Source organism: Marinobacter sp. DUT-3, from assembly GCF_050379435.1.
GTDB lineage: Bacteria > Pseudomonadota > Gammaproteobacteria > Pseudomonadales > Oleiphilaceae > Marinobacter.
The window spans coordinates 127,260-140,402 of sequence record NZ_JBNRMG010000009.1; the positions used below are offsets into that span (position 1 = coordinate 127,260).

Here is a 13,143-nt window from a genome sequence, read left to right on the forward strand (position 1 = left end):
CTGTCATGCAAAGCCAGGAGAACGCCGAGCCGGTCAGTCTGGACAGCCGGTTTGCAGTCATTCCCCTGAGCAACCTGTCGCAAACGCCCCAGGCAGGCGATCAGGCCGCGAGCATCCTGAGCGCATTGCTGAGGGCCAACGGTGCCACGGATGTCCGGTTATACCTGCCGGAGGATCGGGACCCACTGGTCTATGACAACCGGGCCCGGCAGCAGGAGGCCCTGTCCCAGGCACTGGAGAACGGAGCCGATCTTGTTATCTCCGGAACGGTGGATGAGTGGCGCTATAAAGATGGCCTGGACGGAGAACCGGCCATTGGCATCACCCTGGAAGTCCGTGACCCCACCTCTGATCAGATCGTCTGGTCAGGCACCGGCGCCAGAACCGGCTGGGGCCGCGAGGGTCTGAGCGTGGCCGGCCACAAAGTATTGCAGTCATTGCTGGAAGCCATGCCACTCACCTCCGGAGAGCGCAACTGACGCCATGAGCTATACCCAGGAAAACGCCGGGACTGAGCGCCTGCCAGAACGATTTTTGTTGAAATGGTTTGAAACCCTGGCGGTGACGGCCCTGTTCGTTTTCATCGGCGCATGGAATCGCCCCGACGACCCGTTCTTCCTGACGGGCAGTTTCTCCTGGCCAGCACTGGCGCCCCTGTTGGTGGCCTTGAGATACGGCTTCTTTATGGGACTGGTGTCATCCTTGCTGTTGCTGGGGACCGTGGGTATCGCCTTCCGCCTGACGCTGCTCCCGGGTGGAGAATTTCCCTATGTGTGGAGTACCGGGATTCTGGCCGTAAGCCTTCTTGCCGGTGAATTCCGGGATTACTGGGAACGCCAGGCGGACAAACTGAAGGCCAGTAATCGTTACCGCCAGGTGCGGCTGGAGGAGTTTACCCGCAACTTCTACCTGCTGAAGGTCTCCCATGATCGCCTGGAGCAACAGATCGCCGGCAGCTCAAGCAGTCTGCGCGAGGCGCTCAGGCGGCTTTATCATGAAATAGCCCACGCCAATGGCCGGGGCCTGAATTCGGAAACCGGCGACCTGATGCTGCAACTGCTGGTTCGCTACGGCCAGCTTCAGATTGCGGCCATTTACGGGGTGAACAACGACACCCTCGTGGAACAGCCTGTTGCCCGAATCGGAAATTTCAAGGACGTACACAAACAGGATCCGTTGCTACAGCACGCACTGCAGGAGCGTAAACTGGTGTCTCTCCAGAGTGAATACCGGCAGAAGCTGGAGGAGCTGGACACCAATCTGCTGCTGGCCATACCGTTGATTACTTCCCAGCAAACGGTGATAGGCATGGTGGTGGTCGAAGCCATGCCATTCTTCAACTTTCAGCCCAAGACCTTACGGCTTCTCGCCATTCTTACCGGGCACATGGCGGACATTGTTCATCAACAAGCGCATATATCCCCCGAGGCTGATACCGAGTGGCAGCAGTTTCGTTTCCAGATGGATCGTGCCGATTGTGACGCGAGGGATCACAAACTTCCGGCTGCAGTGGTGCACTTCTCATTCGCCTCCGAACCCGATGCCGAAACAGTGACAGCGCGCATCCGCCAGTTACGCCGTGGTCTCGATGTCATTGCAGAACTCCCGGATAAAAACGGCCATCAATTGGCCATTCTGCTTCCGCTGACGGATGAACTCGGGCAAACCGCTTACCTGCAAAGACTGGAAGATGATATCCGGACCCACACCGGCAAGACCCTGTCAGAGCTTGCTCAGGTCCAGTCACTGATGATCACCGGCAAGACCAGCGCAAGCGAATGGTTGAGCGGCTTCCTGAAGGGGGAGGCTTCATCATGACCAACGCGTGGCTGGCTGCACTGGCGATATTGCTTGAAGGCGGCGGTATCTATGGCCTGATAGCAGGGCTGACGGATACCCTTGCCATCACCGGATACCTGACCGCCCATGCGTTTGCCTGCGGGTTTCTGACGCTTGTTCTGCTGCCGTTGCTGCCCCCCCGTTACCGGAGCCGCCTGCTCCTGCCGGGGCTGTTTCTGTTTACACTGCAGTTTGCCATCCCGTTTCTTGGCAGTCTTGGGGTATTCACCGGTGTACTGCTCGCACTGTACCTGCCCAGATTCGAACGCGATGTCGCCTGGCAGGAGCTGGAGATACCCGAACTGCCTTTTCAGCCGGTCGACATGGACCAGCAGGTCATCTACAGCGAGGGCGGGTTGCGTCAGATTCTGCGCGAAGCGGGGAGCACAGACAAGCGCCTCAAAGCCTTGCTCGCCACCCGACAGATGGCCGACCGTGATGCCATCGGACTTCTCCAGGAAGCCCTCAAAGATCCTGCGGATGATATCCGGCTACTGGCCTATTCCATGCTGGAGCAGAAGGAAAAAGTCCTTGCCAGCCAGGCACGCAACCTGCAAATGGCACTGGACGAGAAGCTGTCGGACAACCGCGAACGGCTGAAGCGACGACTGGCCCAGACCTGGTGGGAGATGGCCTACCTCGGACTGGCACAGGGCAGCCTGAGACTCTACTACCTGAATAGCGCCAAACGCATACTGCAGGACCTGACCAGCGAACTGTCCCGACATAACGACTGGCGTTTACTCGGTCGTATTGAGCTCGCACTGGGCAATGTAATCGCGGCCCGTCATGCCTTTGACCGGTCCCTGGCACTCGGAGCGCCGCCACAACTGCTCCTCCCCTACCAGGCCGAGGTGGCTTTTCTTGAGCGGGATTTTCAGCGGGTCCGTTATTGCCTGGCCAGCCTTGCCAGGTTCAAGCCTCACCCATCGGTTCGCCTGGTGATGGAGGGATGGCTGTGACAACGCCCCGGCAATCCGGATCTCCGCAGGCAGACGTAACGCTGTTACTGGAAGGAACCTATCCGTTTATCCGCGGCGGGGTGTCCTCCTGGGTTCACCAGATCATCACTGGCTTGCCCGAATACACCTTTTCGCTGGTTTTTCTTGGCGGCGACCCTGCCCATTATGGCCAGCAGCAGTATGAACTGCCTGAAAATGTGGTCCATTTTGAGTGTCATTACATCATGGATGTCAGGAAGGAGCAGAAACCAACGCCAAGAAAAGGCAACAGGAAGGCGTTCCAGGACCAACGGGAACTGCACGACAGGTTTCGCAAGGGCGAGACTGTACCCGCCAACCTCCTTCACGATATTTTCCGGCAACTCGGGACCAAGCGTGGTATTACCCGCGACGATTTCCTCTACAGCGAGGAAAGCTGGTCGATGATTGACGACAGCTACCGCCAATTCTGCACCGAACCTTCGTTTGTCGACTACTTCTGGACCATCCGTATCATGCATGCCCCACTGTTCCAGTTGGCAGAGATCGCCCGGACCCTGCCAACAACCGGAATGGTTCATTCAATCTCGACTGGTTATGCCGGCCTGCTTGGCGCCATGGTGAGCGAACAGCGCAACGTGCCGTTTGCACTCAGCGAGCACGGCATCTATACCAAAGAACGCAAAATCGACCTGTCCCAGGCCGAGTGGATTCAGGACCCGAGTGACCTGGTCAGCGCCAACATCAACGATCAGCTGGGTTATATCCGGCAGCTCTGGATCCGCTTTTTCGAAGCGCTGGGGCGTCTCACCTACCAGCAGGCCGATCCCGTGGTATCGCTGTATCAGGGTAACCGCGCGCGGCAACTGGCTGACGGGGCGGATGAAAACAAGACCCGGATCATTCCCAACGGTATTGAACCAACCCGCTTCGAGGCCGCCAGAGCTGCGCGCCCGGAAAGGGTTCCCCCGGTGCTGGGGCTGGTCGGACGGGTTGTGCCCATCAAGGACATCAAGACCTTTATCAGGGCGATGCGCTCGGTGTGCGAGGTCATCCCCGACGCCGAAGGCTGGATCGTCGGGCCGGAAGAAGAAGACCCGGTCTACGTGACAGAGTGCAAGGAGCTGGTGCAGAGCCTTGAGCTGGAAGACAGGGTCCGGTTTCTTGGCTTCCAGAATGTAAACGACATTCTGCCGCAGCTGGGCCTGATGGTACTGACCTCCATTTCAGAAGCTCTGCCATTGGTCATCCTTGAAGCCAATGCAGCCGGCCTGCCGTGCCTGGCGACGGATGTCGGCGCCTGCCGGGAGCTGCTGGAAGGCATGTCCGAAGAGGACCGCGCCCTCGGGCGCAGCGGGTCGGTGGTGCCGATTGCCGATCCGGAAGCGACCGCCCGCGAAGCCATCCGGTTACTGCTGGATGAGGATCTCTGGCATCGGGCGCAGAAAGCCGGCCTCGAAAGAGTTCAACGCTACTACACCCTCGAGAGCATGTTCGACGCCTATCGCAACATCTACGTCGACGCGCTGGATTCGCGGCCGGGGGAATCCTGATGGCAGGTATCGGTTTCGAACTGCGGCGCATACTCAAGAACGACAGCCTGACCAGTCTGCTGGGCGCCTATGGCCTGGCCGGCGTCATCAGTTCAGGCCCCTGGGTATTGTCTGTACTCGGGGTCATGCTGATTGGCATTATCAGCATCAATCTCTCAATACCGGGAACCGAGGTTGTGCAGTTCCTGGTGTCGGTCACCTATCTGATGGCGGTTTCCCTGATTCTCTCCGGGCTGTTCCAGCACGTGTTTACCCGTTGGGTGGCGGACCGGCTATACGAGAACCGCAACCCGGTCATCCTGCCCAACCTGATGGGGGTAATCTGGGTCTCCACCTTGCTGTCACTGGCGATCAGCCTTCTTGCGCTGGTGTGGTTATTCCCGGACACCTCAGTGATGTACAAGCTGTTGATGCTGGCCAATTTTGTGGTGTTGTGCAACCTTTGGCCGGTCACCATCTTTCTCTCCAGCATGAAGTCCTATCGCCGCATCGTTGTTGTCTTTGCCCTGGGCTACGCCACCGCCATCACTGCCTCCCTGCAGCTTGCCAGTTTCGGGCTGGAGGGGTTACTGACAGGTCTGTTGATGGGGCACAGCCTGCTCTTTTTCAGTTTCTTCTATACCATTATCCGGCAATACCCGGGCGAAACCCTCATACGCTTCGATTTTGCCCGCCGTAAACAAATATTCCCGGCGCTGATCCTTACCGGTCTTCTATTCAACGCGGCTGTGTGGGCGGATAAAATCATCTTCTGGTTCCACCCCCACACCTCCCAATCCATCATCGGTGAATTACGGGCGTCCATCATTTACGATCTGCCGATCTTCCTGGCCTATCTTGCGATCATTCCAGGCATGGCCGTCTTTCTTGTGCGTATGGAGACCGATTTCTCCGAAGCCTACGAGCGTTTTTACGATGCGGTTCGAAACGGCGACACCATTGGTCGCATCAACGGGTTTCGCGATGACATGGTGCTGGTTGCCCGTAACGGGATCTACGAGATCTGCAAAGTCCAGGGCCTGACCGTCGTTCTCCTGTTCCTCTGGGGTAAAGAACTGCTCTCCGCCATTGGCATTTCCACCCTCTACCTGCCGCTGTTTTACGTCGATCTGGTCGCCGTCAGTATTCAGCTGATCCTGCTGGCGATCCAGAACGTGCTCTTCTATCTGGACGCACGTGGGATCAACCTCACACTTTGCTTTCTGTTTCTGACGTCAAACATCGTATTTACGCTGATCACGATCAATCTGGGAGCAGCGTTTTACGGCTACGGCTACGCAGCAGCCACACTGGTGTCCGCGCTGGCCGGGCTGGCCCTGCTATCAAGGAAGTTTGACCGACTGGAATACGAAACCTTTATGTTACAAGGGCGCTGATACGCCCTTGGAATTCGCCAATGGCGGGCTTGTTACGGGCGCTTGGTCACGGCCATGGTCAGGCGGGAAATACAGGTGGTCTTGCCCTGTTCATTCTCAAGACGAATTTCCCACACCTGGGTCGCGCCACCGATATGCAGGGCCCTGGCTGTGCCGTAAACCCAGCCCCCGGTCACCGGACGAATATGATTGGCATTGATGTCCAACCCCACCGCAACCGTGTTCGGGTCTTTCAGGCAACAGTTCGCCGCCATGCTCCCGAGGGTTTCCGCCAGCAGAACGGAGGCACCGCCATGCAGGATGCCAAAAGGCTGAACGGTACGCTCATCAACCGGCATACGGCCTTTGACATAGTCATCCCCATACTCAAGGTATTCGATACCCATGTGGTTGACCGCCGTGTTCCTGCTGGCTTCCATCATCTGTTCAAGATTGGGGGTTTGGGTCCAGATTGCCATGGTGTTACTGCCTCCTGATGCGTGAAAAACAGGTTAATCAGGACTGAGTTTATACAGTTAGGTAGCGAACAACCATAGGACTTTTACATACCCCTCCTCTCAGTGGAGCACCCGGGCACGATGGGCCGTGCAAGGCGCAAAAGGGATCGTTGGCCAGTTGAGATAGTCCGCGAAAAAGTCGCAGTGCATGGATGTGTCCAGCAATACCTCCATGCATTCCCCAACGCCACAACAGCCCTCCGGATCGGACGCACAGGTCCCATCCGGCTGTAACTGCTCCAGAGCCCTTGCCAACACCTGCTCGGCACCGGAACGATCGCCCTGATCCGACAATGCGCGAAACACCAGTATCGCGGAAAGGGTCAACTCGATGTGCATGCACTCATCATGACTGCGGTGAGACAGGCAGGCCAGGTCAAACGCACTGCCAGACAGCGAGATGACATCACGCCGGTCACCGCACTCGTAGCGGGTAAAAGCGCCTTCCATCCAGAGCAGCCACAGCTCCTTTTGTTCATCCAACGGCAAGTCAGCAAACACCCGGCGGTGATTGGGACATAGAAATTCCATAACGGCTCCTTGTTTTGACTCATTAAATGATAATAATTATCATTTACAGATTTTGCAAACAAGGAGAAAGCTAGAGATGCTAATGACAATCGTTTGCATTACAATTTTTAGCTGCTAACCTTTCAGAAGATGGGGTGAACAGGAGAGCGTGTGATGAGCAGAACAGCAACCCAATTAGCCGGTAACGCCAGCAGCATCTTTCAGGCGTGGCTGGACCTGAAACAGCAGGCTGGTTGCGAAACGCGGACCGGCGCCAATAGAAGTGCCACCCCGTCCGGCAATACTCAACGACGACGTGACACCTCAAGGTAATTGCAGCTCCGTATCACCCCCAGGCTGGAAAGGGATCGTTGAGGGTCTGCCAGAACGCTTTTCCGCCTGGTTCAGCTCCACTTCTTTCTGCACCTGAGCCGCATCAATGTTCACTTCGCTCATGTCATTGACGATGACCGCCACACGGCGGCCCTCACGGTTATTCAGAATGTGGCTCAGCACGGTGGTTTTTCCGGCTCCAAGAAAACCGGACAGTACAGTTACAGGTAATCGATTGGTTTTACTCATTATTCATAAACCTCTCTCAGAAATTCTCAGCCAGATAGTCAACGTCGGGGTTCACAAGCATTATGTTATAACATAACATTTACGCCGAAATCGATCAGCCGGTGTCTTGCCAAAGCCAACACGTTCAAACAGGACAGAACCATGACGCTTCAACCCCCTGCACTGGAAACGCCGATGGCCATTGTGGGCGATCAGGCCGAATGCCTGACGGATATCTTTCGCAACGAAGTCAACCTGGCGGTATGGAATCGCAGCTTACGCCCGGGAGTTACCCGATTTGCAAAGGCATTGACGGCTTCTGCCGGGCAACTGGAACGATTTGTCAGCTTGTCGGATGGTGACAGCGTCGCCGTAGCGCTGCCGCACTGGGCACTGAACCTGGACGGTGCCGAGGCGTGGGTCGCCGATACGGATGAGGTGATCGACATGTATCGATGCCTGTTCGAGCCGGACGCTGTTGGTCTCCGGCTCCACATTCTGAGCGGAACCATGTGCCCGCGCTTTCACGTGGACCGGGTGCCGGTGCGTTTGCTGTGCACCTACCAGGGCACTGGCACGGAATGGCTGCGGGAGTCACGGGTAACACGCCCCGACAGCCCCGGGCCCCTGCCCGATCAGTCAGTCGACACCAGCGATATTGAACGCCTGGCAACCGGTGCCATTGGACTACTCAAGGGTGAGGCCTGGGAAGGAAACGAAGGACGCGGCCTCGTTCACAGGTCTCCGGCACCCGGAGATCATCCACGATTGGTCCTGGCGCTGGACTGGCTTTGACTTCGCTCGAACATGCAACGTTATAACGTTTTTAAAGAATGACGATCAGAAAACAACCCTGTTCCTGACCATCCTCAGGTGCAAATTCACCAACCCTTCCAGAAATCAGAGGAATACTATGAAGCTGTTGAAGAACCATGCCAGTGCCGTTGCGCTGGCCATCCTGCCGTTCACCGCGATTCAGGCCAACGAACTCAACCCGGATGTCAGCGTCATCCTGGACGGCTATTACAAGCAGAACCACACCGCTCTGTCCCATCGTGATGAGGGCTTCGGGCTCGGCCACACGGAGTTGTCACTGTCCGCTCCCATCGACGACCTGTTTGAAGGCCGGCTGACCGCAGCGCTGGAAGACCACGAGGGTGAAACCGAGCTGGAACTGGAGGAAGCCTTCCTCCAGACCACCGGTATGCCTTACAACCTGAGCGTCCGCGGAGGCCGGTTCCTCTCCCAGGTGGGTTACCTGAACAGCCGCCACCTGCACGAAGACGATTTTGTGGAACGCCCGGCGGCCTATCGGGCGCTGCTCGGCAGTCACTACTTCGACAATGGTCTGCGCCTGAATCTGTTACTGCCGACACCGTTTTACTGGCAGATCGGCGCCGAAGCCTTTGACGGCGGCAAGCTGTCCGAAGGGGACGAGGATATCGGTGTGTATACCGTCAACACCCACTTCGGCGGGGACATTTCCCGTTCGCAGAGCTGGCAGGCGGGCCTGTCCTACCTGAACAATCGTCAGATCCATGGAGATCATGGCGATGATCATGACGAAGGCCACGATGACCATGACCACGGCGGCCACAGCCACGGCGCCGGCTACACCGGCGAGAACCTCTACATCGCCGACCTGGTCTGGAAATGGGCGCCAGAAGGCAACAACCGCCAGCAGCAGCTGACTCTCAGTGGCGAATACCTTTACGCCGACGACCTGAACGAACATGCCACATCGGATGATGTTCACAAAGGCTGGTACGCGTCAGCCGTTTACCAGTTTGCGCCCCAGTGGTCCGCCGGCGTTCGTTACGGCGAGGTGAACCTGAAAGAACCCCACGGCGATCACTTCCACGACCAGGAACTGGAAGAGACGGACGTGATGCTGGCCTGGTCCCACTCACACTTTTCAACGGTACGACTGCAATATACCCATCAGGAAGCGTACGGATTCGAGGAAGCCGACAATGCCGTGATGCTGCAATACGTGATGAGTTTCGGAGCGCACGGTGCCCATGGTTTCTAAGCGCTTACTTCTGACACTTCTGCTTGGGCTGGCGTCATTGCCTGCCCAGGCGTCGCTGACCATCTTCGCCTGCGAACCGGAATGGGCCGATCTCGCCGGCATACTGGTGCCGGAAGCCCGGATCACCGTGGCGACCTCGGCGTATCAGGACCCGCATTACATTGAAGCGCGCCCAAGCCTGATTGCCGCCATGCGCAACGCTGATATCGCGATCTGTACTGGTGCATCGCTGGAAGCCGGCTGGCTGCCATCGCTGCTGCGCAAAGCGGCCAACCGCGACATACAGCCAGGGCGTTCCGGGCTCTTCTTTACCGCTGACCAGGTACCCCTGCATCAGCCCCACGAGCATGTGGATCGCAGCATGGGTGACGTGCATCCGGAGGGAAACCCCCACGTGCATCTCGATCCGGACGCGCTGCCACGGATAGCAGAAGCACTGGCGGAACGGCTGACGGCGATTGCTCCGGATCAGGCGGTGGATATTCAAAGACGGCTTCTGCAATGGAAGGTGCGCTGGAACCTGAGCAAGGCCGAATGGCGCGCCAAGGCCAGGGACCTGGAGGGCATATCAGTCGGTGTCCAGCACTCCGGGTTCGACTATTTGCTGCGCTGGCTTGGCGTTGAGGTTGCCTTTGATCTGGAACCCAAACCGGGCCTGCCGCCCAGTGCGTCTCATCTTAACGCCGTGCTACAGGACCCGGACTTACCTGGCGCCTCCGCAATCGTGGTTGCCCTTTATCAGGATGAGCGTCCGGCGAACTGGCTTGCCGCACAAACCAACCTGCCTGTCCTGGTTCTACCCGGAACAGTAACCGGGAAAGATCCGGCCACCAGCCTGGAAAGGCTGTTGTCTCACCTGGTGAACGAACTTCATCAACTTGCTGCTGGCAATACGGTGGAGAGAGATGGCTGACTGGCTTTGGTTGCTGTGGCCGATGACCGCAGGCCTGCTGATGGCAATAGCCCTTGTGCCTCTGGGCCAACGGGTGCTGAAAAGAAACGTGGTATTTGCGGATCTGGCCATCGCTCAGTGGGCTGCACTGGGGGCGATCAGCGGCGGGCAGTTATTGCCCGGCGACTGGTCGCATCTGGCACCGGTTTCCGCCCTGACGTTTGCACTGGTTGCCGTCTTTCTGGTACATGGCGTAATCCGCTTCGCACCGGATCACCGGGAAGCCATGATCGGCCTGCTCTACGTACTGGGCGCTTGCACCGCAACGCTGATGGTCAGTGATGATCCTCACGGCGCCCAGCGTCTGAGCGAGGCTTTTAATGGTGACCTGTTGTGGGTAACTGGCACAAGCGTGATCCCCCTGGCTGTCATCGCCGGTCTTGTGCTTGTCTGGTGTGTGATACTCCGGGGGCAGGTCCAGGAAAAGCTGTTTCTTCCCCTGTTTGCTCTGGCAGTCACCGTATGTGTCGATCAGGCCGGGATCTACGTGGTCTTCGCCTCTTTGATTGCCACACCGCTGCTGGTTGGCCGCATGCGCGCCCGCTCCGCTGCAACTGCGGTCGCTGCCTGCTTTGCCGGATACACCATCGGCCTGCTGCTATCCGCGAGCTACGACTTGCCCGCCGGGCCGACCATCGTGGTTTCAATTGTTGCCTGCGGCCTGGTTGCTATAGCGGTTCTCAGAAAACCCGCACCAAATCATGCTTCTCCCAGCCCAGCCGACCGGTTTCAACGACCTGGCGGCGAATGCCGGGTACCGGACGGATCATGAACAGATCGCCATTGCGGCCCACCAGGGATCTGGGTACGCCACAGGCTTTGGCGATACCGGCGTGAGCCTCCATGTGTTCGGCCTCACCGTGGACCGGTATGGCCACATCGGGTCGGACCCACTGGTACATGGCTTCGAGCTCTTCCTGGGCGGGGTGCCCGGAAGCATGTATGGGGAGTGCTGCGTCTTCCGCCGTGATGACGGTCACGCCCATGACTTTAAGTCGATCGATCAGGGCGGCAATCGCCTCTTCGTTGCCGGGAATGGCGCGGGCGCTGAAGATCACCGTATCGCCGCTTTCCAGCTCGAAGTCCGGATGGCTACCATTGGCAAGCCGTCGCAGGGCCGTGCGGGGTTCGCCCTGACTGCCCGTGGCCACTGCCAGTACTTCGTGGCGGGGCAGATACCCCAGGTGGGAAGCGTTAATTAACTGATCCGAGGTGTCCCACACACCTGCGGCTTTCGCGGCACCACTCATATTGATCAGCGAACGTCCCAGCAAGCCCATGTAGCGACCGGTTTCCCGGGCAATCATCGCCAGTGTGTGCAGGCGGGCGATGTTGCTGCCAAAACAGGTCACCACCACACGGCCTTCCGCACTTCCGACGGCCTGCAGCAAACCATTGTGCAACGCACTCTCCGAAACCGAGTGACCGGCAACCGTGGCATTGGTGGAATCACACACCATGGCGGCCACCCCCTCATCCGCCAGATCGGTAAAAGTCTTGCGGGAATAGCCGTGACCCACCAGCGGCTGGTCGTCCAGCTTCCAGTCCCCGCTGTGGAAAATATTACCCAGCGGGGTGCGAATCATCAGGGCGTTGGGATCGGGAATGGAGTGGGTCAGGGCCAGCCACTGAACGTTGAACGGGCCGATCTGTTTATGCTCTCCGGTGTCCACCACAATGATCGGTACCCGGTGCAGCAGATCGAACTCCGCCAGTTTGCGACGCAGTATTTCGGCGGTGAAACGGCTGGTGTAGATGGGGCACTGCAGCAGCGGCCACAGGTAGGGAACCGCCCCTACGTGGTCTTCATGGGCGTGGGTGATGATCAGCCCGGCGAGCTGATCGCGGCGATCGACAATAAACCCGGGATCCGCCATTTGCACCGGCGGCTCGCCGCGATGGTGAATGGTGCCGTCCGCCGCGATTCGCCCGGGCCTGGGAAAGGTCACCCCGCAGTCCACCATCAGCCACTGTCCATCGTGACCATAGAGATTGAGGTTCATGCCAATCTCGCCAGTACCGCCGAGCGGTAAAAACCAGAGATCGTTGTGGTCAGGCGTCACGTATTCCCCTTCATGATCCGCACTCGATGGTTGAAATTGATGGCGCTGGCCACAAGGTTTTAACCCAGAGCAGTCAACTGATCCACGAAGCCCCATTCATCCATCAATTACAAGGATACATTCCATGAACGTTCTGATGGTTCTGACTTCCCACGACCAGATGGGCGATACCGGTCACAAAACCGGTTTCTGGCTGGAAGAGTTCACCGCTCCGTACTACGTCTTCAAGGACGCTGGCGCGCAGATTACCATAGCCACACCCAAAGGTGGCCAGCCCCCCGTCGACCCCAACAGCGAAGCGGAAGAGGCGCTGACCGAGACCACACGCCGATTCCAGGCAGACGCCCACGCCAAAGAGTCCCTCGCCAGCACCAAAAAACTGGCGGATGTGGACATGAACCAGTTCGATGCCATTTTCTATCCCGGTGGTCATGGCCCGCTGTGGGATCTGGTGAACGATGAGAAAAGCATCGCCCTGATCAAAGCGGCCTACGAGCAGGACAAGGTCATTGGCGCCGTGTGCCACGCACCGGCGGTCTTTAAAAACGTGGAAGTGAAGCCCGGGCAGAACATCGTCGGCGGTCGCGAAGTCACCGGCTTCAGCAACAGTGAGGAGGAAGCGGTTGGCCTGACCAGCGTCGTGCCGTTCCTGCTGGAAGACATGCTCAGGGAAAATACCGCCACCTATTCCAAAGGCGATGACTGGGCGCCACACATTGTGGTGGACGGAAAACTGATCACCGGCCAGAACCCGGCCTCATCCGAAGGCGCGGCCAAAGCCGTGGTTCAGGCGCTTCAGGAAGGCTGACCCGCCTCCCG

General features: G+C 58.2%; 14 protein-coding genes and 1 pseudogene. 11 read left to right on the plus strand and 4 right to left on the minus strand.

Annotated features, from left to right (window positions below; all coding sequences use genetic code 11):
* Positions 1–5: 5 nt before the first annotated feature.
* The 5 genes from ACQUWM_RS13980 to pelG are packed head-to-tail and all read left to right on the plus strand — an operon-like array spanning position 6 to position 5,709.
* Positions 6–479, plus strand: a complete 474-nt coding sequence (locus ACQUWM_RS13980; RefSeq protein ID WP_407001500.1) for a hypothetical protein — start codon at positions 6–8, stop codon at positions 477–479.
* A 4-nt stretch (positions 480–483) separates the two neighbouring features.
* Positions 484–1,818, plus strand: a complete 1,335-nt coding sequence (locus ACQUWM_RS13985; RefSeq protein ID WP_428922573.1) for a PelD GGDEF domain-containing protein — start codon at positions 484–486, stop codon at positions 1,816–1,818.
* Positions 1,815–2,801, plus strand: a complete 987-nt coding sequence (locus ACQUWM_RS13990) for a polysaccharide biosynthesis protein (RefSeq protein WP_428922574.1) — start codon at positions 1,815–1,817, stop codon at positions 2,799–2,801. The genes ACQUWM_RS13985 and ACQUWM_RS13990 overlap by 4 nt, the downstream gene beginning before the upstream one ends.
* Positions 2,792–4,333, plus strand: a complete 1,542-nt coding sequence (pelF, locus tag ACQUWM_RS13995) for a GT4 family glycosyltransferase PelF (protein ID WP_407001503.1) — start codon at positions 2,792–2,794, stop codon at positions 4,331–4,333. The genes ACQUWM_RS13990 and pelF overlap by 10 nt, the downstream gene beginning before the upstream one ends.
* On the plus strand, positions 4,333–5,709 hold the full coding sequence (gene pelG / locus ACQUWM_RS14000) for an exopolysaccharide Pel transporter PelG (protein ID WP_407001504.1): 1,377 nt from the start codon (positions 4,333–4,335) through the stop codon (positions 5,707–5,709). Before pelF ends, pelG begins: the two co-directional genes overlap by 1 nt.
* A gap of 32 nt (positions 5,710–5,741) precedes the next feature.
* On the opposite strand, the gene ACQUWM_RS14005 is transcribed toward pelG, so the two are convergent.
* Positions 5,742–6,167, minus strand: coding sequence for a hotdog fold thioesterase (locus ACQUWM_RS14005; RefSeq protein ID WP_407001505.1), 426 nt, complete (start codon positions 6,165–6,167; stop codon positions 5,742–5,744).
* A gap of 99 nt (positions 6,168–6,266) precedes the next feature.
* On the minus strand, positions 6,267–6,737 hold the full coding sequence (locus tag ACQUWM_RS14010; RefSeq protein ID WP_407001506.1) for a hypothetical protein: 471 nt from the start codon (positions 6,735–6,737) through the stop codon (positions 6,267–6,269).
* Between the two features lie 153 nt (positions 6,738–6,890).
* Here ACQUWM_RS14010 and ACQUWM_RS14015 point away from each other — a divergent pair, with 153 nt between their 5' ends.
* On the plus strand, positions 6,891–7,049 hold the full coding sequence (locus ACQUWM_RS14015; protein ID WP_407001507.1) for a hypothetical protein: 159 nt from the start codon (positions 6,891–6,893) through the stop codon (positions 7,047–7,049).
* A 54-nt stretch (positions 7,050–7,103) separates the two neighbouring features.
* Here the strand turns inward: ACQUWM_RS14015 and ACQUWM_RS14020 are convergent.
* Positions 7,104–7,298, minus strand: a pseudogene (locus ACQUWM_RS14020) (GTP-binding protein); the annotation flags it as partial.
* A gap of 141 nt (positions 7,299–7,439) precedes the next feature.
* On the opposite strand from ACQUWM_RS14020, the gene ACQUWM_RS14025 reads away from it, so the two are divergent.
* The 4 genes from ACQUWM_RS14025 (at position 7,440) to ACQUWM_RS14040 (ending at position 11,033) form a co-directional block, all read left to right on the plus strand.
* Positions 7,440–8,072, plus strand: coding sequence for a DUF1826 domain-containing protein (locus ACQUWM_RS14025; protein ID WP_428922575.1), 633 nt, complete (start codon positions 7,440–7,442; stop codon positions 8,070–8,072).
* Between the two features lie 118 nt (positions 8,073–8,190).
* Complete coding sequence (locus ACQUWM_RS14030) at positions 8,191–9,309, plus strand: hypothetical protein (protein WP_428922576.1); 1,119 nt, start codon at positions 8,191–8,193, stop codon at positions 9,307–9,309.
* Positions 9,299–10,222: a metal ABC transporter solute-binding protein, Zn/Mn family gene (locus tag ACQUWM_RS14035; RefSeq protein WP_428922577.1), complete on the plus strand. Its 924-nt coding sequence runs from the start codon at positions 9,299–9,301 to the stop codon at positions 10,220–10,222. Before ACQUWM_RS14030 ends, ACQUWM_RS14035 begins: the two co-directional genes overlap by 11 nt.
* Positions 10,215–11,033, plus strand: a complete 819-nt coding sequence (locus ACQUWM_RS14040; protein ID WP_428922578.1) for a metal ABC transporter permease — start codon at positions 10,215–10,217, stop codon at positions 11,031–11,033. The genes ACQUWM_RS14035 and ACQUWM_RS14040 overlap by 8 nt, the downstream gene beginning before the upstream one ends.
* Here ACQUWM_RS14040 and ACQUWM_RS14045 read toward each other — a convergent pair.
* The gene (locus ACQUWM_RS14045) at positions 10,942–12,324 is read right to left on the minus strand and encodes a ribonuclease J (RefSeq protein WP_428922579.1); all 1,383 of its coding nucleotides are present in this window, start codon (positions 12,322–12,324) and stop codon (positions 10,942–10,944) included. The two genes, ACQUWM_RS14040 and ACQUWM_RS14045, sit on opposite strands and share 92 nt — an antisense overlap.
* Before the next feature lie 124 nt (positions 12,325–12,448).
* Here ACQUWM_RS14045 and ACQUWM_RS14050 point away from each other — a divergent pair, with 124 nt between their 5' ends.
* Positions 12,449–13,132 carry a type 1 glutamine amidotransferase domain-containing protein gene (locus tag ACQUWM_RS14050; RefSeq protein ID WP_428922580.1) on the plus strand — a complete coding sequence of 228 codons (684 nt, stop codon included), beginning with the start codon at positions 12,449–12,451 and terminating at the stop codon, positions 13,130–13,132.
* Positions 13,133–13,143: the final 11 nt, after the last annotated feature.

Bases quoted from the DNA above. Each gene is read 5' to 3' on its own strand.
- ACQUWM_RS13990 (WP_428922574.1), top strand. From the start codon at position 1,815: ATGACCAACGCGTGGCTGGCTGCACTGGCGATATTGCTTGAAGGCGGC.
- ACQUWM_RS14035 (WP_428922577.1), top strand. From the start codon at position 9,299: ATGGTTTCTAAGCGCTTACTTCTGACACTTCTGCTTGGGCTGGCGTCA.
- ACQUWM_RS14030 (WP_428922576.1), top strand. From the start codon at position 8,191: ATGAAGCTGTTGAAGAACCATGCCAGTGCCGTTGCGCTGGCCATCCTG.
- ACQUWM_RS14040 (WP_428922578.1), top strand. From the start codon at position 10,215: ATGGCTGACTGGCTTTGGTTGCTGTGGCCGATGACCGCAGGCCTGCTG.
- ACQUWM_RS13985 (WP_428922573.1), top strand. From the start codon at position 484: ATGAGCTATACCCAGGAAAACGCCGGGACTGAGCGCCTGCCAGAACGA.
- ACQUWM_RS14005 (WP_407001505.1), bottom strand. From the start codon at position 6,167: ATGGCAATCTGGACCCAAACCCCCAATCTTGAACAGATGATGGAAGCC.
- ACQUWM_RS14010 (WP_407001506.1), bottom strand. From the start codon at position 6,737: ATGGAATTTCTATGTCCCAATCACCGCCGGGTGTTTGCTGACTTGCCG.
- pelG (WP_407001504.1), top strand. From the start codon at position 4,333: ATGGCAGGTATCGGTTTCGAACTGCGGCGCATACTCAAGAACGACAGC.
- pelF (WP_407001503.1), top strand. From the start codon at position 2,792: ATGGCTGTGACAACGCCCCGGCAATCCGGATCTCCGCAGGCAGACGTA.
- ACQUWM_RS13980 (WP_407001500.1), top strand. From the start codon at position 6: ATGCAAAGCCAGGAGAACGCCGAGCCGGTCAGTCTGGACAGCCGGTTT.
- ACQUWM_RS14015 (WP_407001507.1), top strand. From the start codon at position 6,891: ATGAGCAGAACAGCAACCCAATTAGCCGGTAACGCCAGCAGCATCTTT.
- ACQUWM_RS14050 (WP_428922580.1), top strand. From the start codon at position 12,449: ATGAACGTTCTGATGGTTCTGACTTCCCACGACCAGATGGGCGATACC.
- ACQUWM_RS14025 (WP_428922575.1), top strand. From the start codon at position 7,440: ATGACGCTTCAACCCCCTGCACTGGAAACGCCGATGGCCATTGTGGGC.